Source organism: Paraburkholderia sp. A1RI-2L (genome assembly GCF_048957375.1).
In the GTDB taxonomy this organism is placed as follows: Bacteria; Pseudomonadota; Gammaproteobacteria; order Burkholderiales; family Burkholderiaceae; genus Paraburkholderia.
The window spans coordinates 140,601-158,722 of record NZ_JARBTA010000003.1 but is presented as its reverse complement, the minus strand read 5'-3'; the positions used below and the strand labels follow the sequence as shown (position 1 = coordinate 158,722).

Annotated in this window: 14 protein-coding genes; 7 read left to right on the top strand and 7 right to left on the bottom strand. The window is 64.3% G+C overall.

Annotated features, from left to right (window positions below; all coding sequences use genetic code 11):
• Positions 1-98 precede the first annotated feature (98 nt).
• Genes PWP93_RS23845 through PWP93_RS23835 form a run of 3 tightly spaced genes read left to right on the top strand, consistent with a single transcriptional unit; the run spans position 99 to position 1,808 of the window.
• On the top strand, positions 99-404 hold the full coding sequence (locus PWP93_RS23845) for a hypothetical protein (protein ID WP_421046277.1): 306 nt from the start codon (positions 99-101) through the stop codon (positions 402-404).
• A gap of 40 nt (positions 405-444) precedes the next feature.
• Positions 445-1,512, top strand: a complete 1,068-nt coding sequence (locus PWP93_RS23840; RefSeq protein ID WP_421046276.1) for a DMT family transporter — start codon at positions 445-447, stop codon at positions 1,510-1,512.
• A 5-nt stretch (positions 1,513-1,517) separates the two neighbouring features.
• Entirely contained in the window at positions 1,518-1,808 is a 291-nt protein-coding gene (locus PWP93_RS23835) for a hypothetical protein (RefSeq protein ID WP_421046275.1), read from the top strand.
• A gap of 134 nt (positions 1,809-1,942) precedes the next feature.
• Here PWP93_RS23835 and PWP93_RS23830 read toward each other — a convergent pair whose 3' ends face one another.
• Together PWP93_RS23830 and PWP93_RS23825 are read right to left on the bottom strand one after the other, a co-directional pair.
• Complete coding sequence (locus tag PWP93_RS23830) at positions 1,943-2,527, bottom strand: helix-turn-helix domain-containing protein (protein ID WP_413185581.1); 585 nt, start codon at positions 2,525-2,527, stop codon at positions 1,943-1,945.
• A gap of 61 nt (positions 2,528-2,588) precedes the next feature.
• On the bottom strand, positions 2,589-4,529 hold the full coding sequence (locus tag PWP93_RS23825) for a PAS domain-containing protein (protein WP_421046274.1): 1,941 nt from the start codon (positions 4,527-4,529) through the stop codon (positions 2,589-2,591).
• A 102-nt stretch (positions 4,530-4,631) separates the two neighbouring features.
• Between PWP93_RS23825 and PWP93_RS23820 the strand changes: the two genes are divergently transcribed.
• Positions 4,632-6,416 carry a histidine kinase gene (locus PWP93_RS23820; protein ID WP_421027491.1) on the top strand — a complete coding sequence of 595 codons (1,785 nt, stop codon included), beginning with the start codon at positions 4,632-4,634 and terminating at the stop codon, positions 6,414-6,416.
• 51 nt (positions 6,417-6,467) lie between these two features.
• On the opposite strand, the gene narL is transcribed toward PWP93_RS23820, so the two are convergent.
• The 5 genes from narL to PWP93_RS23795 form a co-directional block, all read right to left on the bottom strand.
• Positions 6,468-7,127, bottom strand: coding sequence for a two-component system response regulator NarL (gene narL / locus PWP93_RS23815; RefSeq protein WP_421046273.1), 660 nt, complete (start codon positions 7,125-7,127; stop codon positions 6,468-6,470).
• Positions 7,128-7,317: 190 nt separating this feature from the next.
• The gene (locus PWP93_RS23810; RefSeq protein ID WP_421046272.1) at positions 7,318-7,920 is read right to left on the bottom strand and encodes a dimethylamine monooxygenase subunit DmmA family protein; all 603 of its coding nucleotides are present in this window, start codon (positions 7,918-7,920) and stop codon (positions 7,318-7,320) included.
• A 27-nt stretch (positions 7,921-7,947) separates the two neighbouring features.
• Complete coding sequence (locus PWP93_RS23805) at positions 7,948-9,624, bottom strand: APC family permease (RefSeq protein WP_421027488.1); 1,677 nt, start codon at positions 9,622-9,624, stop codon at positions 7,948-7,950.
• Between the two features lie 149 nt (positions 9,625-9,773).
• Positions 9,774-10,898 (bottom strand): heme-dependent oxidative N-demethylase family protein, encoded by a 1,125-nt coding sequence (locus PWP93_RS23800; RefSeq protein WP_421046271.1) that lies wholly within the window; start codon positions 10,896-10,898, stop codon positions 9,774-9,776.
• 23 nt (positions 10,899-10,921) lie between these two features.
• On the bottom strand, positions 10,922-11,887 hold the full coding sequence (locus PWP93_RS23795) for a PDR/VanB family oxidoreductase (protein ID WP_421027486.1): 966 nt from the start codon (positions 11,885-11,887) through the stop codon (positions 10,922-10,924).
• A 393-nt stretch (positions 11,888-12,280) separates the two neighbouring features.
• Here PWP93_RS23795 and PWP93_RS23790 point away from each other — a divergent pair, with 393 nt between their 5' ends.
• The 3 genes from PWP93_RS23790 to PWP93_RS23780 all read left to right on the top strand — a co-directional run bounded on the left by PWP93_RS23790 (position 12,281) and on the right by PWP93_RS23780 (position 18,066).
• Positions 12,281-13,393: an aminomethyltransferase family protein gene (locus PWP93_RS23790; RefSeq protein WP_421046270.1), complete on the top strand. Its 1,113-nt coding sequence runs from the start codon at positions 12,281-12,283 to the stop codon at positions 13,391-13,393.
• A gap of 65 nt (positions 13,394-13,458) precedes the next feature.
• Complete coding sequence (locus PWP93_RS23785; RefSeq protein ID WP_421027484.1) at positions 13,459-15,651, top strand: FAD-dependent oxidoreductase; 2,193 nt, start codon at positions 13,459-13,461, stop codon at positions 15,649-15,651.
• A gap of 183 nt (positions 15,652-15,834) precedes the next feature.
• Positions 15,835-18,066, top strand: a complete 2,232-nt coding sequence (locus PWP93_RS23780) for a heterodisulfide reductase-related iron-sulfur binding cluster (RefSeq protein WP_421046269.1) — start codon at positions 15,835-15,837, stop codon at positions 18,064-18,066.
• The last annotated feature ends 56 nt before the right edge of the window (positions 18,067-18,122 follow it).

The window sequence follows — 18,122 nt, the reverse complement described above, 5'->3', positions numbered from 1 at the left end:
TTTTCGCCCGATACACGAAAATTCTTAAAATCGGTTAAACGGAAATTCAGGGCGCATGAAAGCCCAGGAAATATTTCTCTCCGTTGATATTCCTCAAAATGGTCGCCACCGCAACAGCGAAGCGCATCCGGCGTCAGCTCAATCGCCTCGCATCGGTGCCGGACGGCGCGCAGCGGCTCGCGCAATGGCTGCCGCCATCGGCGCAACTCGAAAGCCTCTGGGAAATGGACACGAGCCTCGGCACGGTCATTTCGCCGAACCATGCGCTCGCGCGCATGGAATCCATTCCGCTGGCTTACTGCACTTCGTATTCAGTTGAAGGCTGCACCGATGCCCGTAAAAGCACTACCAAAATGGGGGTATTGCTAACGCCTTACAGTACCGGTTTAAATCGGGCTGACTGATTTATCTCCCTTCTTGAGTTACAGCCACGGAATTTCCCCTATGCAAGCCGTAGCACTCGAGCAAGCGCTCAAGCGGCACTATGTGCGCAATCAGCGCTGGGGATTCATCTGGGCCATCTGGATGGCCGTGCTATGGGGCGCGTGGTATGTGCCCGGCACGGCGCTCTGGTTCGAGCACCCGTATGTCGACATTCCAGCCGACGCCACCGCTTTGCGCCTGACGGCTACCGCTGTCATGACCTGGGTGCACGCAATCGGCGTATTCGTGTGGTTGCTGCTCTGGAATGGCATGCTCGGCAAGATCAGGGATTACGGGCGCACCATGGTCCGTTTCCGGCGCATTTCGAAATGGTATGCACTCGCTTCGCTGTGCGGCGGGCCGATGGCCATTTTCGGCTCGTACATGGCGATGACCTATGCCGGTCCCGTCTTCGCAGCCATCAGTTCGCTGCTTTTTCCCGTCGTCGGAACCGTGATCGCGGCGCTCTGGTTCAAGGAGCGCATCACGAGGCGAGCCGCGCTCGGCATGGGCATCATCATTCTCGGCGGTCTGGCCGTGTACGGCCCCGGCTTGTTCGGGCAATTGCAATCGACGCAACCGGATGCATGGCTTGGCTACGTCGGCGGCATCATGTCGGCGCTCGGCTGGGGCGCCGAGGGGGCTGTGGCCGCGCGCGCCATGGACGATGTCGGCCTGCAGTGCCGGTTCTCGTTCGAGGTTTTTTTCTGGGGCCTGCTGATTCTCCCGGCGCTCACGTTCTTCACCGATATGCCCGTCGGCAGACTGCTGGTCGACACGCTCGCGAACGGCCGCGCGTTGCTCTGGATTTTTCTCGCGGCTTCGACACATGCCTATTGCTACACGAGCTGGTACAAGGCCACGTCGCTGATCGGGGTGAGCCGCACGGGCGGGATCGGCAATCTCTATGCGGTGCTCGCACTCATTTTCATTGCGTGCTTCACCTTGCAAATGCCGGCCTGGTATTTCCTGATCGGCCTGGCATTGTCGATTACCGGCAGCTTCGTGATGTTCGGCGAACCCGCCGAATCGGTTGCCTCGTTGCGCGACGTGACGAGCGGCAATCAGGCCATGGTCGAAGCGGAGTGATGCGCATGAAACTTCATCAAAAGGGCTTCCTGCTCGTTCAGATCAGCCGCGTGGCGCACGCCTGGGACTACGAACTCGTCGAGAAAGCGCTGAGCGAATACGGCGCATCGAACCGCTACGCCATCAACACGATTCGCGTCGCGCTCGACGAGCTGGCGGCGGGCGGCCTGCTCCAACGTCTCGAAGAGAAGCTCGACGACGGCACGCATCTGGGCGCCGGCAAGGTGCTGTTCCGCTATCGGCTCACCGATTTCGGCCGTGCGCGCATGCGCGATACCGGTCTATTGACGCAATGAGGGCGCGAGGCAATGAATGAATTTTGGGGTTATGCGCACGCGGATACGTTGGCCGTGGCGATTATCGCCGGCCTCAGTCTGCTGAGTCTCATTTGCGCGCTTCGCTTCGTGAAGCATTATTGAGCGATCCATGCTCAGAAGTCTGAACCGCCCGTGTGCCCGTACATGATGATCGTGATGAAACGAATCGGCAGCTTGATCAGGCGCTCGGGTCCATGCGGCACCGATCCGCGAAACGTGAAGGCGTCGCCCGGCTGCAGCAGGTAGCTGCGATTGCCGTGCCGGTATTCCATCTTGCCCTGCAGCATGTAGATGAATTCCGTGCCCGGATGCTCGAACGTCGGGAAGATCTCGGACTCGTCGTCCATCGTAATGAGGAACGGCTCGAACAGCTTGGCCGGCCCCTGGTCGTACGCCAGCAGATGATAGGTGTGCCCTTTGGTCGTGCCGCGCCGGACCACCTCCATGCCCTTGCCCGCCTTCACGTGCTGCGCGGTGCCCTCCTGGCCTTCGAAATTACGGAACAACGTGGACATCGAGATACCCAGCGCGCGCGCGAGGCTCACCATCGACTCGAGGCTCGTCGATACCTGGCCGTTCTCGATCTTCGACACCATGCTGCGCGAGAGCCCGCTCTGTTCCGCGAGCTCGGCAATCGTGAGCCCCTGATTCGTGCGGTTTTCGCGCACGACCTTGCCGATGAAATGTTCGATCGACATCGAGTGATCGGGCGCCTCCCCTGCGGCCGTTGGCGCGTCTGCCTCGGCCCGCTCAACCTGCTCAACCCGCTTCGTCATTTGCCTGTCCCTGTTGGTTTGGCGTATCCAGATTGCCTGACGCGCCCGGCGTGTGGCCGTTGTCCACGGCCTCGCCCGCCGCGAGCGCCGTGTCGATCATATCGAGCGCGTTCGGGAATTCGCTCTGCGCGAGCGCCCAGCCCACCTGTGCCATGACACGGAATTCGTGCCCCTCGACGCGCAACGGCCGGCCCACCATCGCGCGCAAGCTTTCGGCGACAAGCTCCATGGCCGCCGTGCTGTTTTCCGCCGCGAGCGCCGCCACCTGAGCCGCGCACTCGCACCAGTCGAGCGCCGGCGTCGAGAAGTCGGTGAGCATGATCGCAAAATCCTGCTTGTCGAGCAATGTCGCGCCATTGAGGTCGCTCTGGATCGCCTGCAGGCGCCGGCCCAGCTGCACCAGCACGCGATCTGCGTACTCCGGGCCGAAACGTCCGGTCACCTCGTCGAAGTTGATCACGTGGATGGCAAACACCGCGCACGGCTGCGCGTTGCGGCGCGCACAAGCGAGGGCGAAATTCAGCCGGTCCATGAACATCGCCGAATTGGTGAGGCCCGTGGAACGGTCGAACACCAGGCGGCGGCGCGCGCTCTCTTCGGCGAGCTGGCGCCGCGTCACTTCGATGATGAAGCCTTCGAGACCGAGCAGCTCGTTGCGCGCGGAGAAAATACCGCGCCCCTGGTCCCATACCCACTTGGTCTGGCCCGCGCGGTCGACAATACGGTAAGTCATCTCATAGGGCTCGCCCACCGCCACGCGCGCCTGAATTTCATTCCAGACGAACTCGCGGTCCTCGGGATGAATGAGCGAAACGAACTTCATGAGCGATTCGTCGAGCAGCTCGTTGGCTTCATAGCCGGTCAGCTCGAAGCAGCCCTCGCTCACGAACTCCATCGACCACAGGCGATTGTTCTGTCCGCGATAGATCATCGCGCGCACGTTGGCGAGCAACATGCGCAGGCTGCGGCGGCTCGCGTGCAGCGCTTCCTCGTTGCGCCGGCTGTTCGACACGTCGAGCGCGAGACCCACCGCGCCGATCAGGTGTCCTTCCTGATCCGCCACCGCCTGGCAGCGAAGTTCGACATGAAACATGGTTTCGTCGGCGCGGATCATGCGCACGACCGTGATGAGCTCGCTGATATGGCCGTCGAGCAGTGTCGTGAGCCGCGCGGTCAGCATCGCGCGGTCTTCGGGATGCACGAAGCCGGCAAGCGGAGGAACGTCGCCACCGCCGCCGACGATACGCAGCATGCTGCGCCATGCGGGATTCACGAAGATGAGGTTCTGCTCGCGGTCGATGCGAAAGAGCGCCTGCGGCAGCTGCGCGACCACGTCCTGGCAGTGCTGCTGGATCTGCGCCTCGCTGCGCTGCGCCTCGGCGCTCGCGTAAGGCGCGGGAAACTGCAGGAGCGTCAGGCGCGAACCCCGGCCGCGCAGCACGGTGACGGGATGGCGCCGGAACGTGCCGTCGCCATACGCGAGGCGCAACGAACCCGAAGTGCGCTCGTCATCGACGCCGGTTTGCGCGAGCAGCTTCGTCAACTCCAGCAGCGACTGCGGATGCACCAGATTGCCGAACGGCATGCCGACGATCTCGTCGACATGATGTTCCCAGCGCGCGTGCTTCAGAAAAGCGCCGTTGACGAACACCAGCGCGTCATTGTCGAGCAGTACCGCGGGCGTGGAGAGATTTTCCGCGAAGGCAGTGAGCTCGGGCGCCGCGGAGCTGCGCATGCCGCGCTTGACTGCCCGCTTCGCACCGAACGTGAAAGCGAGCCCGAGCAGCCCGCTTGCCAGCGCGAGCGCGAAGGCAATGGCGATATAAAGCAGCACGTCGGCGCCCTGGCCCGGACCGAGTCGTGGCAGCACCAGCCCCACGACAAGCACCAGCAGCGTGGTGGAAAACAGATACACTGTCATCATGCATTGGCCTCGCGAATCCGCAATCCGGGCGCCGCAATTGCGTAGCCGTTACGTTGCAAAAGAACGGCGCCCGTCAGTTCCTTCTTCGCTACTTGTCTCCAGATGAATGCCGCCGACCGCGCCTGGTTGCGCCGTTATCCGCTCTACGCGAAGACCTGTGTCGTCCTCGCGTGCCTCGTCGCGCTCATCGCGCTGCTGTTCGTCTGCACGCGCGTCCAGCTCGACAACAAGGCCCTCTACGAACAGGCCGCCGTTTCGCTCGCCGATGCCGCCAGGCTGCGCCGCATCGCAACGAGCATCGCGGCCTCCGCACCCGATGCCGCGCTCAAGCTCAATGCACACGCCACGTCGCTCGTACGCAACGATACTTTGTTGACGCACTGGCGGCAACGGGGCGCGCCCACGCCGCTCATCGCCACGCAATTGCAAACGCTCGCGGGCGAGCACGCAGCCCCGGACATGCTCGATGCCCTGCGTATCGAGATCGACCGCCAGGGCGATGCGCTCGAAGCCGTCATCACGCTGCTCGAAGCCTGCACCGCCGCACTGCTGTTCGCGGGCATCTTCGCGCTGGCATGGGGCGCGCGGCGCGCGCTCGTGCTGCGCCCTGCGCTGCCCCTGCACATGCTCAACCAGGTCGGCCACGAAGTGCCCGCGGGACGCGACGAGATCGATCGCCTGATCACGGTGCTCAACGGGCTGGTCGCGCGACTGCGTAGCGAGCAGGATGAATCGGCCCGGCTCAAGCGTATCGTCGAGGACCATATTGCCTTTGCGGACCAGTCGCTCGATCTGCTGCATTATATCTGCGCCCAGCTCGCCGAAGACGCTCCCACGGGGGGTACGCTCGAAGCGCTGCTGCAACGTCTCGTCGGCATCCTGCGCGTGCAGCGCATCGCGCTCGTGCTCTCCGAGCCTTCGGCGCAGCTGCTTGGCGTCGATACCATCGTGGCGCCCGCCGATCTTGCACCGCACATCGTGCGCGAGCGCGTCGTGAACGAGCTGATGTCGCTTTCCGGCGTGCGCTCGCTGCCGCACAGCCAGTCGGACGAACTGCTGACGATCCTCGCGGCGCCGGTACGCGTGCCATCGGGCACCTATGGCGTGCTGATCTGCGAAAGCGACACCGACACGCGCAGCGAGCAGCGCCATCTGCATCTGCTGGAGACCATCGCGAGCGTGCTTGCGCAGGCCATCTCCAACCTGAGCCGGGACGTGCGCGACCGGCGCATGACGCTGCTGGAAGAGCGCAACGCCATCGCGCGCGAACTCCACGACTCGCTCGCGCAATCGCTCTCGTACATGAAAATCCAGCTCGCGCGGCTGCAGGCCGTGCTGCCCGAGGAGCTGTCGCACAGCGACGTCGGCCAGATCGCGCGGGCGATCCGCGAAGGGATCGACAGCGCCTATCGGCAGTTGCGCGAGTTGCTCACCACGTTCCGCACCTCGGTGCACGCGCGCGGACTCGCGGCGACGCTCGAGGAAGTCGCTGAAGAGCTGTCCTCGCGCAGCGAGGTGCAGATCTCGGTCGACAACCGCATCCGCCGCGTGCGCCTCACGGTCAACGAGGAGCTGCATATCGGGCAGATCGTGCGCGAAGCGCTCACCAACGTCGTGCGCCACGCGCGCGCATCGAGCGCGCTCGTGACGCTCTCGTCGACCGAGCGCGAAGTTACCGTGTCCATCGAAGACGATGGCCGCGGCATCGTCACGGAATCGGGCGGCGAGCACCATTACGGGCTCTCGATCATGCGCGAGCGCTCGCGCAGCCTCGGCGGCAAGCTTGAGATCCGCTCGAACGAGCCGGGCTCGCGCATCGTGGTGACCTTCGTGCCGGCCTCCTTCGCGCAGCAGGCACGCATCGGCACGGGCAGCACCACGCGCTAGCCAGCGCGGCCCGCGGGTTTCAGCCGCCTGCGCGCTCAGCCGCCTGCACGCTCAGCTGCCTGAAACGAAACGCCGCCCGACGTGCTCACGGTGCCACACGACCGCCTCGAGCCGTGAATGCAGGTCGAGCTTGTGCAGCACATGTTTGACATGCACCTTGACCGTGCCGACGCTGATGTCGAGCTTGCGCGCAATCGCCTTGTTGCAGAGCCCCTCGACGAGGTAGTCGAGCACTTCCTGCTCGCGCGCCGACAGCAGCGTCTCGCTCGCGCGGAACGACTGGCTGCCCGAGAGCGCCTGGACCAGGTTGCCGGTTGCGGACTCGCTGAGCACGGCGGTGCCTTTCAACACCTTCTGCAAATTCACGCACAGCTCCTCGGGCTCCATGTCCTTGAGCAGATAGCCGTGCGCTCCGGCACGCAGCGCGGCCACCACGTCCCGTTCGTTATCGGAGACGGTGAGCATGACAAGGCGTGCCTTCACACCCTGGTCGCGCAGCAAGGCAATGGTCTCGATGCCGCTCATCTCCGGCATGTTCAGATCGACCAGCATCACGTCCGGTTCAAGCTCCAGCGCCATCGCCACGCCTTCGCGCCCCGAGCCCGCCTCGCCAACGACGCGAAAGGCCGGGTTCATCTCGATGAGCTGCGCCACACCGCGCCGGAATAGCGCGTGGTCGTCGACGAGAAGCACTGTGGTAAGTGATTCCATACCCTTTCCTCCTGCATGACGGCACAAGGCCGAACGCCTCCAGTATGGCGCGCGCCTGCGATACGGCAATCTGCAAGAGGGGATTCCACTTTGGGGGTAGCGTGGAGAAAGGGACGGAGTACGAACTGGAATGAAAAAAGGCTCATGCGGCAACGCGCATGAGCCCCGGCAAAACGCAATCTCAACGCGGCTACAAATAAGCGTGCTCGACAGCAGGAATCTCTCCAGGCACCTCGGCGTCGGCCTGCACGCCCATGAACGCCGCCAGCCGCCGCGAGAAGTGATCGCGCACGAACAGCTTCCGGCCGCATCCGCCGCACGGCGTCACGTTGGCTGTCACATCTTCGTTCATCGAGCGGCAGTGAATGCAATACACGCGTCGCCGGAGGCTGCCGCTATGCTCCGCCCTCACCGCCTCGGGCGCGATACCGGCGCGCTCCGCGATCTGCCGCACCGACCCGATGAAAGGCTCGGTGCCGAGCGCATAGAGCCGAATTCCCACCTGCGCACCGCGCAGCGCCTCACCCAGCGCGCCCAGCAACTCGCCCTCTCCATCGAAGCGCCGCGCCACCGCATGCGGCAGCTCGCAAACACTGCCAGCACCCGCGTGCGCCAGGTCCTCGTCGACGGACCAGACCTCGAGCGGCGCCGTGCCCAGCGTGCTCAATGCCTTCAGCACGCGGACGCGATCCTCCGCGGTGGCGCCCGCAGTCAGGAGCCAGTGCTGCGTGCCCAGCGGATCGGCTTCGAGCGCCGCGTACACCGGGCGGCTCATGATCGGCGAAGTCATCATCGAAAGCTCCCTCCGTTGGTACGAGTGTCAGTAGACCGCGATCGCATGGGTGATCCAGATCACCGCGATGCCGGCCACAACGGTCACGTAAGGCAGAATCCCGGCGCGCTTGGCGACCTTGCCGTTGCCGAGCAGCTCCATGTCCTCTTTCATCGTGTCCGGGAAATGCCCCTTGTCGGTCACGTAGTGGCGGAACATGAACACCGGCAGGATCAGCGCGGCGAAGACCAGGCCCGACACCAGCGTGCCCGCGCCCCACGTATCCGCACCCATGCCGAGCAGCGCGAGATTGACGAACGAGAACAGCGTGCCCAGCACGATCAGCCAGTTGGGTGCGCGGAACGGCCGTACCCAGTCCTTGCGGTCGAGCCGGTGAATCCACGCGGAATTCAGGTTCAGGAAGTTGAAGATGATGTAGCCGACGTTGGCAATCGCGAGCACGAACACATAATCCGACATCAGCAGCAGGATCAGGTTGAAGCAGAGGTCGGTCCACATGGCGCGCGTGGGTGCGCCGTGTTCGTTCACATGCGAGAGGTACTTCGGCAGCCAGCCGTCCACCGAGGCCTGATACAGCGTGCGCGAGGAGCCCGCCATCGAGGTCATGATCGCCAGCACGAGTGCGAGCACCAGCATCACCACGAGCACGCGCTCGACCAGCAAGCCGCCGTGGATCATCGGCGCCATGGCCTTGGCCACGCCCATGCCGCTGTAGATGTCCGGCGAGAGGATGCCGCTGTAGACCGCGGGCGTCACCACGTTGCCGGCGGCGTCCTTGACGTCGGGCGTCACCAGATGGCCGAGGCCGAGCACGCCCTGGAACGAAAGCGGCACCACGGTGAAAACGAAAATGCACAGGAGACCGGAATACAGGATGGCCTTGAAGGTGTCGCGCTTCGGATCGCGGAATTCACGCGTGTAGCAGACGGCCGTCTCGAACCCGTAGGTCGACCACGCCGCCACGAAAAGCCCGCCCGCCATCAGCGTGATGCCCGCCATGTTCCACGTGCCGTCGATGATCTGTCCGCCGGCGTCCTTTGCCAGCGGCACGAGCGGAAACAGGTTGTGCGCGGCCACGTCGCCGGTGAAGAGCGGCACCATGCCGACGAGAATCAGCGGCACCAGCGCCGCCACGCCCAGGATGGTCTGGATGCGCGCCGCGTTCATGATGCCGCGGTGCTGGATCGCGAACGTGATGAGCAGGATCGCCGCGCCCAGTATGAAGGTCGCATTGATGCGCAGGCTCAGTCCCGAGCGCAGCCAGTCGAGGCTCACGAGCGTGATCTGCCAGGTGTTGATGGCAGAGTCCGCGGGAAAGAGGATCGACAGCACGTAGCCCGCCGCGAGCCCCGAGCCGATCGCAAGCACGGGCGACCACGCGAACCAGTTGCACCAGACCGAAAGCGGCGCGAACAGCTTCGAATAGCGTACCCATGCAATGGCGCCGTAGACCGACGCACCGCCCGATTTGTGCGGAAAGAGCCCGGCAATCTCCGCATACGAAAACGACTGGATGAAGCCAAGGCCGATCGAGATGATCCAGACAGCCCATGAAAGCTTACCCACGGTTGCCGCAATCGAGCCGATCGAGAACAGCACCAGCGCGGGCACTCCGCTAGCTACCCAGAATGCGCCGGTCCAACTGATCTTGCGTTGTAACGAACCCTCCGGTTCGACAACGAGTTCTTCGGAAATCGTATTCATATGTCTCTTCCTTTCTCTGATGAGGGACCGCTGGGCGGCGGCCGGAATACGGCTATGTGGAGATGCGACCGCCGCCGCGCCGCGCATCGAAAACCAGCGCCGCTTGAAGCTCGGCGCCGGACACGGCACGCGACACGACCACGAAGGACTCAGGATCCGGCGAAACTCGGCCGGGTGTGGGACTCGTCAAGGGTCGGACTAACGGGCGGACTCAAGCGCTCGACCTCGGCTTGGGTGCCGGGCGTGGTTGGCGCCCCATCGTCGAACTGCGCGAGCCATTGCCGCGCCGTGTCGCGATAGCGCACGAGCCCCTTGTATTCGGACAACTCCTGCGGCAGCGTGGTCAACACGCGATGCAGGCGCTTGCCCCATTTGGGCACGCGTGCGAGTTCGTCGAGGCTGATCAGATAGCAGCGCACGCAGAACAGGATCGCATTGCTGCGCGGCAGCCTGAACAGCGTCTGAAGCTCCACGCGCAAATGCAGCTTGCCGCCGACGTTCTCGGGCGTGATGCTCGCACGGTCAGGGCCCCACTCGGGGTAATGCTCGGGCGAGGTGTCCAGACGCGGATTGACGGTCATCGTCCAGTTCAGGCGGCGCACCGGCGCACCTGATTGCAGGCGCAACAAGAATTTCAGCGCGCGCTCGAAAATGCCGGCCTGATGCGCGAGCGGCACGGGACCGTGCCACTCCATGAAGCTCATGCCGAGGTCGAAATCGAGCGACCAGTCCGCCTGGGTCGTCACCATGCCGCCGTCCATGAACAGGTTGTCGTCGCGATGATCGAGCAGGACGAAATCGCCCTGCGCCTGGCGCGTGATGTACTCGAGCGGCGGACACGGCAGCGTGTCGGCGTCACCGAACACGAACGATTGCGTGAGCCCGAGCGGACGGTTCGTCCATGTCCACCGCGCCCTGTCTTCACCATCGCGCTCGAGCTGGAAATACTCGGGGTAATCGCGCGCAAGGCTTTCCATGATGAGTTCGAGCGTGTCCCACTGAGCGGTGTCCATGTGGTCCAGCACCTGGCAGCGCAAGGGGTCGGTTTCGAGCGTGAGCGCGCGGTCGCGGCATTCGGCAACGTAATGCTCGTCGATGTCGAACGCGGCCCGAAACACCGTGCCGGGCTCGCCGCTCGTATGCGGCTCGATGTTCACCGAATACATGTAGCGGTCTTCCGGGAACGGAAACGGAAAACGCAGGATCGCTGCTTCGCTGTTGCGATACGCGTAGGCGTCGCGAAACGATTCGTCGGGCTTGAAGGCGATGGACATGGCGTTGGGCTCTCTCGTTTTCGTCAGATGTTCAGCACGAGACGCGCGCTGCGCGCACGCGACACGCAAGGCAGCACGTTGCAGTTCGTGGCGCGTTCGGCGGCGCTCTGGAAGAAGTCGCGATGCTCGGGCTCGCCTTCCAGCACTTCGAGCGAGCAGGTGCCGCACGCGCCGCCCCGGCACATATAGGGGGCGTCGATGCCCGCCGCTTCCAGGGCTTCGAGCAGGCTCTGGTCGGCGCCTACCGCCACCTCGCGGCCGCTCTTTGCGAGCACCGCGACGAACGGCTCGCCGTGCGATGCACCGCCAAAGCTCTCCTGGTGAAAGTGGCTTTCGGGCCAGCCGCGCGCCCGCGCGACCTGTGCGAGCCCTTCCATCAAACCCACCGGTCCGCACGTATAGAGATGCGTGCCGGGCGGCTGCGCAGCCAGCAAGGAACCAAAGCGCGTTTCGACATCCTGCAAGTCGGTGTAGATGGCGACACCGCCCACGATGCGCTCGGCAATCAGCGCCTCGAGCGCTTCGGCGTCCTCCGGGCGGCAGCACAGATGCATCTCCACGCGCGCGCCGCTTGCGGCCAGCTCTGGCAGCATCGAAAGAAACGGCGTGATGCCGATCCCGCCCGCAACGATCACATGCTTCGTCGCGCGCCGCGCGAGCGGAAAGAAGTTCGACGGCATCGAAATTTCAAGCTCGCTGCCTTCCTTCACCTGGGCATGCATGAATGCCGAGCCGCCGCGCGAGGCTGGCACGCGCCGCACCATGATCTGATACGCGTCGCGCGCGCCCGCCGCCCTCGTCAGCGAGTAAGCGTTGCGCCAGGTACGCGCTTCGCCTCGCATGGTCACGACGACATGGCTGCCGGCGGAATACGCCGGCAGGGAGCCGCCTTGCGCGGGCACGAGCGTGAAGCGCCGAATATCGGCCGTAATGCTCTCCACACGTTCGACGCGTACTGGTATCGCCTTGGGTCCGTTTAGTCCGTTCATGCCGGTTGATCCCTCATCGTGGCTCCAAATCTGTACGAACAGAATCGGCGAGCCAAAAAGGGAGAGCAATGATTCATTGGGGGTAGCCCCCGCGCTACGCCCAGGAGGGTGCATCCGAGCGGGCGCCATGCAGCCGAATGTCCGTCTGGCGGGCTTCACAGCCCCATGCGTATATATGCGCGCTTACACGGCAAGGCATGTTGCGGCGCATTTGAAAGCTTCGCGTGGCGGACCGAAGTAGCGCGCCTACCCACTCGGAGGTAGCGCCACGGGGCGATTGTGACGCCGATTTTAACGAAGGAGACTGATTGCCATCCAGCGGCCCTGGTCCACACCTACCGGTCCGGACTCGTCGGCCTTTATTCACGCAAGGTTCTACCTCGGGAAAACGCTATGACAAGGCAATCAATTCTGAATATCCGCCATCGCGAACTGGGCTCGAAGCTGGACGGCGATATGTGGAACGACATGCCGCTGCCCTGGTACTACAACAGCGACCCGAACGACGAAGTGGTCGCGGTGCGCTCGACAGCGGGCCTCTACGATATCAGCGCGCTGAACATCCTGCGCGTGAGCGGCCCCGATGCCTGCGCAGTGATCGACAGCATCTGCGCCATCGACGTCACGAAGATGAAGCCCGGCACCGCGCGTCTGGCGGCGGAAGTCGACGAGCGCGGCGTCGTGTGCGACGACCTGATGGTGATCTACGACGCGCCGAATCAATACCGCATCTCGCACGGCGGCGGCACGACCCAGGAGCATCTGCGCCGCGCCGCGCAGGGCCGCAACGTCGAGTGGCATCAGGACTTCGACGTGCACATGCTCTCGCTGCAAGGCCCGCGCGCCGCGGCCATCCTGCAGCCGCATATCGGCATCGATCTCGCGAAGCTGCCGTATTTCGCGCACGTCGAAACTCAACTGTTCGACCGCAAGATCATTATTTCGCGCGGCGGCTACTCCGGCGAGCAGGGATTCGAAGTCTCGTGCAGCGCGAGCGACGCCATTGCGCTATGGGACGCCATTCTCGACGCGGGCAAGCCGCTCGGCATCGTGCCGGCCTCATGGACCTCGCTCGAGCTTGCGCGCATCGAAGCCGCCCTGCTCTTCTATCCCTTCGACATGCCCGAGGGCGACGTCACGCCGTGGGAGCTGAACCTCGACTGGATGATCGACGTCGAGAAGCCCGGCGACTACATCGGCAAGGCGGCGCTGCTCAACGCGCGCGGCAAGGAGCGCTTCAAGCAGGCCGGCGTGCTCGTGAAGCACGACGGCGCGGTGAGCGCGGGCGCGAAGATCTTCATCGGCAAGGAGCAGGTTGGCGTTGTCACGAGCGCGACGTTCAGCCGGTATCTGATGCAGTCGCTCGCGATGGTGCACCTGAAGCCCTCGCATACGGCGCTCGGCACCAAGGTGGAGATTCACGACGCCGCGGGCACTTTCACCGGCACCGTCACCCGCACGCCGTTCTATGACCCGCAACGCGTGCGCACGCGCGTAGCGGCCTGATTTTCGACTCAAGTCGACGCAAGCAGCCCCACAAGCACACCAAACACATCAGGAGATACGTTCCCATGTCCCGCGATCCCCGCTATGACGTGCTGTTCGAGCCCATCCAGATCGGCCCGAAGACGTTGCGCAACCGCTTCTACCAGGTCCCGCACTGCATCGGCGCGGGCAGCAATCTGCCCGGCTTCCAGGCCGCGCACCGCTCGATGAAGGCCGAAGGCGGCTGGGCGGCAATGAACACCGAATACTGCTCGATCCATCCGGAGTCGGACGACACGCACCGTCTCTCGGCACGCATCTGGGACGAAGGCGACGTGCGCAACCTGCGCGCGATGACCGAGGAAGTCCACAAGTACGGCGCGCTCGCGGGCATCGAAATGTGGTACGGCGGCGCGCACGCGCCCTGCATGGAAAGCCGCGCCACGCCGCGCGGCCCCAGCCAGTACGCTTCGGAGTTCGAAACGCTCACGTACTGCAAGGAGATGGATCTCGACGACATCCGCGATGTGCAGCAATACTATGTCGAAGCGGCCCTGCGCGCACGCGATGCCGGTTTCGACATCGTCTATGTGTACGGCGCGCACTCGTATCTGCCGCTGCAGTTCCTCTCGCCCTACTACAACAAGCGCACCGACGGCTACGGCGGCTCGCTCGAAAACCGCGCACGCTTCTGGCTCGAAACGCTCGAGAAAGTGCGCCGCGCCGTGGGCAGCGACTGTGCCATCGCCACGCGCTTTGCCGTGGACTCGCTCTATGGCGCCGGCGGCGTGGAAGTCGAAAAGGACGGCATGAAGTTCGTCGAAATGGCCGATTCGCTGGTCGACCTCTGGGACGTGGACGTGGGCGACATCGCCGAATGGGGCGAAGACGCGGGCCCCTCGCGCTTCTATCTGCAGGGCCACCAGGTCCCGTGGACCAAGTTCATCAAGCAGGTCTCGAAGAAGCCTGTGCTGGGCGTGGGCCGCTTCACCGATCCGGAGAAGATGACCGAGATCGTCACGAAGGGCTATGCGGACATCATCGGCGCGGCACGTCCTTCGATTGCCGACCCGTTCCTGCCGAAGAAAATCGAGGAAGGCCGCGTCGACGACGTGCGCGTGTGCATCGGCTGCAACGTCTGTATCTCGCGCTGGGAAATCGGCGGCCCGCCGATGATCTGCACGCAGAACGCCACGGCCGGCGAAGAGTATCGCCGCGGCTGGCACCCGGAAAAGTTCGAGGAGTGCAAGTCGGAAGACTCGGTGCTCGTGGTGGGTGCGGGTCCGTCGGGCTCGGAGTGCGCGCGCGTGCTGATGCAGCGCGGCTACACGGTCCACCTCGTGGATAGCGCCGAGAAGATCGGCGGCCATCTGAACAGCGTGGTCACGCTGCCTGGCCTCGGCGAATGGGGCTATCACCGCGACTATCGCGAAACGCAGATCACCAAGCTCCTCAAGAAGAACAAGCAGAGCCAGCTCGCGCTCGGCGTGAAGCCGCTTACCGCCGACGACGTGCTCGAGTACGGCGCGGAAAAAGTTGTTATCGCAACCGGTTCGCATTGGGTGACCGACGGCACCAACTGCCTCACGCACGATCCGATCCCCGGCGCCGATGCTTCGCAGCCCGATCAATTGACGCCCGAGCAGGTGCTGGGCGGCAAGAAGCCGATCGGCAAGCGTGTCGTGATTCTCAATGCGGACACCTACTTCATGGCGCCGAGCCTCGCCGAAAAGCTCGCGGCGGCTGGCCACGAAGTCACGATCGTGAGCGGCGTGCATCTGGCGAACTACATGCACTTCACGCTCGAGTATCCGAACATGATGCGCCGGCTCCATGAGCTGCATGTGACCGAACTGGGCGACCACTTCGCGAGCCGCATCGAGAAAGGCCGCATCGAGATCTACAACATCTGGGGTGACGGCTCGAAGCGCACCTACCGGGGCGCGGGCCAGCTGCCGCGCGATGCGAACAAGACGCACCGCTGGCTTGAGTTCGACTCGCTCGTGCTCGTCACCGGCCGCCGCTCGAACGACACGCTGTATCGCGAGATCAAGGCGAAGCAGGACCAGTGGGAGAGCAAGGGCATCAAGGGCGTGTACCTGATCGGCGACGCCGAAGCACCGCGCCTGATCGCCGATGCGACCTTCACGGGCCACCGCGTCGCACGCGAGATCGAGGAGTCCAACCCGCAGTTCCCGCTGCCTTACAAGCGCGAAGTGGCCGTCTGGGGCACGCCGCATCTGCCCGAAGGCACTTACCAGATCCACTACAAGAAGTAAGGCGGCACGGTCCCGGCACACCCTGTGTGAGACCGGGACCCACCCTGCCACCGTGGCCGCCCGCATCGCCGGGCGCCACGGTGCACAGATCCTGCTCAGGCGCGCTCGACGGCCTGGCACGGGCGCGCTTTGCCTGAAAAAAGCGCCCTTCCCCATTCAATAAACGGACGAAACGGACGAGCCATGCAGACCCCAGCGACTTTCGACCCAGCGACCGTCACGCGCATCCTGTTCGAGGGCTTCCCGTCGTTTGCGATCGCGCTGTTCTATCTCATCGGCCTCACGGCGATCGGCGTATTCGCGTGGGGTGTCTACGTCCAGATCCGCAAATACCGGCGCGGGCAGCGCTTGTCGAAATCGTTCGGCAAGATCGGCCTGCAGGCGCGCTTCAAGGACATGGTGCGCGTCGTGCTGAGCCACCGCACCGTCGCGCGCCGCGATCCCGCGGCGGGCCGCGCGCACCGGATGATTTTCTACGGCTTCGCGGTGCTGTTTCTCGGCACCGCCACCGTCACCGTCGATTACGACATCACCGCGCGCTTTCTCGGCGTTCACTTCTGGAACGGCGACTTCTATCTGCTGTTCAAGCTCGCGATGAACGTGGCGGGCGTCTCCATGATCGCCGGGCTCATCTACATGATGGCGCGCCGCGGCTGGATCAAACCGCCCAAGCTCGACTACAAGCGTCCCGACCGCCAGCCCGGCGACCCCGACTACGACCGCAGCGGCTACCGTCGCGAAGACTGGGCATTCCTCTGGACGCTCGTGCTGATCGGCATTACCGGCTTCGTGCTGAGCGGGCTGCGCCTCGTCTGGCTGCAAGATCGCGCCGTGGTGTGGGACACGCGCTGGTGGTCGCCGGTGGCGGCCCTCCTCGCCGAGATCTTCAAGGGCGTGGGCGTGAGCGCTTCGGCCGCCTATGTGATGCGTACCGGCCTCTGGTGGTTCCACGGCCTGCTCGCGCTCACCTTCATCGCGCTGATTCCGTACACCAAGGTCAAGCACATCTTCACGGCCTCGGCCTCGCTGATGATGCGCGATCCGCTCGCCGCGCAGCGCCTGCCGCGCATCGAGGCCGCCGAGGTTGTGGAAGGCGCCGAGGGGGCCGCGGGAGCAAAAGGCGACGCTCAGCCCGGCAGCGAGCGCGTGGGCTACAAGACCATCACCGACTTCACCTGGAAGCACCTGCTCAATCTCGACGCCTGCACGAAGTGCGGCCGCTGCCACGAGGCCTGCCCCGCCAACGCCGTGGGCGCGCCGCTCTCGCCGCGCGACGTGATCCTCTCGCTGCGCGAGTTCGCCAACGAGGCCCTGCAAAAGAACACGCTGCCCGACGAGGTGAAGCTCGACGTGCACGGCAAGGGCATCGGCCAGGTGTTCATGGAAACCGTCTGGTCGTGCCGCACTTGCATGGCCTGCGTGGAGATCTGCCCGGTGGCGGTCGAGCACGTGCCCATCATCGTGCAGATGCGCCGCAAGCTCGTCGAGGAAGGCGAGATGGAACCGCAAGTGCAAAAGACGCTGCAGGCGATCCACAAGAATGGCAATTCGTTTAACGAGTCGAAGCGCAAGCGCGCCGCATGGACCAAGCCGCTGCCCTTCCAGATCAAGGACGCGCGCAAGGAGAGCGTCGATCTGCTGTGGTTCGTGGGCGACTATGCCTCGTTCGATCCGCGCAATCAGCGCGTGACCCAGGCTTTCGCCACGCTGCTGCATAACGCCGGAGTGGATTTCGGTCTGCTCTACGAGGGCGAGTCGAACGCGGGCAACGACGTGCGCCGCGTGGGCGAGGAAGGGCTCTACGAACTGCTCGCCGAGAACAACATCGCGCTGCTCGGGCAGTCGAACTTCCGCAGCATCGTCACGACCGACCCGCACTCGTACAACACGATCCGCAACGAGTACCCCGACTTCGGCGGCAAGTTCGAGATCGAGCATTACACGAGCCTCGTCGCGCGCATGTTCAGCGAAGGCGTGTTGAAGCCGAAACGCAAGCTCGGCTACCGCGTGACCTTCCATGACCCGTGCCATCTCGGGCGCTTCAACAAGGGCTACGACGCGCCCCGCCAGATTCTCGCGGCGCTCGGCTGCGATCTCGTGGACATGCCCCGCTCGCGCGACAACTCGTTTTGCTGCGGCGCCGGCGGCGGCCGGATCTGGATGAGCGATCCGGTCGGCAAGGAGAAGCCTTCGCAGAACCGCATGCACGAGGCGGCGCGCATCGAAGGACTGGAGGTGTTCGTGGTGTGCTGCCCCAAGGATCTGACGATGTTCGAGGACGCGCTGAAGACGAGCGGCTACGAAGGCAAGTTCGTCGTGCGCGAGCTGATCGAGCTGATCGCCGAAAGCCTGGCGGAACCGGCCAGCGACGATGCAGCCCCTTCTGGCGATGTAGCCGCCATCGCCGCTGCATGAACGCGGCCTGAACGCTAACTGAACGCTAACCGAGCCCTGACTGAGCCCCGGCAAGG

Bases quoted from the DNA above. Each gene is read 5' to 3' on its own strand.
- PWP93_RS23845 (WP_421046277.1), top strand. From the start codon at position 99: ATGGTCGCCACCGCAACAGCGAAGCGCATCCGGCGTCAGCTCAATCGC.
- PWP93_RS23840 (WP_421046276.1), top strand. From the start codon at position 445: ATGCAAGCCGTAGCACTCGAGCAAGCGCTCAAGCGGCACTATGTGCGC.
- PWP93_RS23835 (WP_421046275.1), top strand. From the start codon at position 1,518: ATGAAACTTCATCAAAAGGGCTTCCTGCTCGTTCAGATCAGCCGCGTG.
- PWP93_RS23830 (WP_413185581.1), bottom strand. From the start codon at position 2,527: ATGTCGATCGAACATTTCATCGGCAAGGTCGTGCGCGAAAACCGCACG.
- PWP93_RS23825 (WP_421046274.1), bottom strand. From the start codon at position 4,529: ATGATGACAGTGTATCTGTTTTCCACCACGCTGCTGGTGCTTGTCGTG.
- PWP93_RS23820 (WP_421027491.1), top strand. From the start codon at position 4,632: ATGAATGCCGCCGACCGCGCCTGGTTGCGCCGTTATCCGCTCTACGCG.
- narL (WP_421046273.1), bottom strand. From the start codon at position 7,127: ATGGAATCACTTACCACAGTGCTTCTCGTCGACGACCACGCGCTATTC.
- PWP93_RS23810 (WP_421046272.1), bottom strand. From the start codon at position 7,920: ATGATGACTTCGCCGATCATGAGCCGCCCGGTGTACGCGGCGCTCGAA.
- PWP93_RS23805 (WP_421027488.1), bottom strand. From the start codon at position 9,624: ATGAATACGATTTCCGAAGAACTCGTTGTCGAACCGGAGGGTTCGTTA.
- PWP93_RS23800 (WP_421046271.1), bottom strand. From the start codon at position 10,898: ATGTCCATCGCCTTCAAGCCCGACGAATCGTTTCGCGACGCCTACGCG.
- PWP93_RS23795 (WP_421027486.1), bottom strand. From the start codon at position 11,887: ATGAACGGACTAAACGGACCCAAGGCGATACCAGTACGCGTCGAACGT.
- PWP93_RS23790 (WP_421046270.1), top strand. From the start codon at position 12,281: ATGACAAGGCAATCAATTCTGAATATCCGCCATCGCGAACTGGGCTCG.
- PWP93_RS23785 (WP_421027484.1), top strand. From the start codon at position 13,459: ATGTCCCGCGATCCCCGCTATGACGTGCTGTTCGAGCCCATCCAGATC.
- PWP93_RS23780 (WP_421046269.1), top strand. From the start codon at position 15,835: ATGCAGACCCCAGCGACTTTCGACCCAGCGACCGTCACGCGCATCCTG.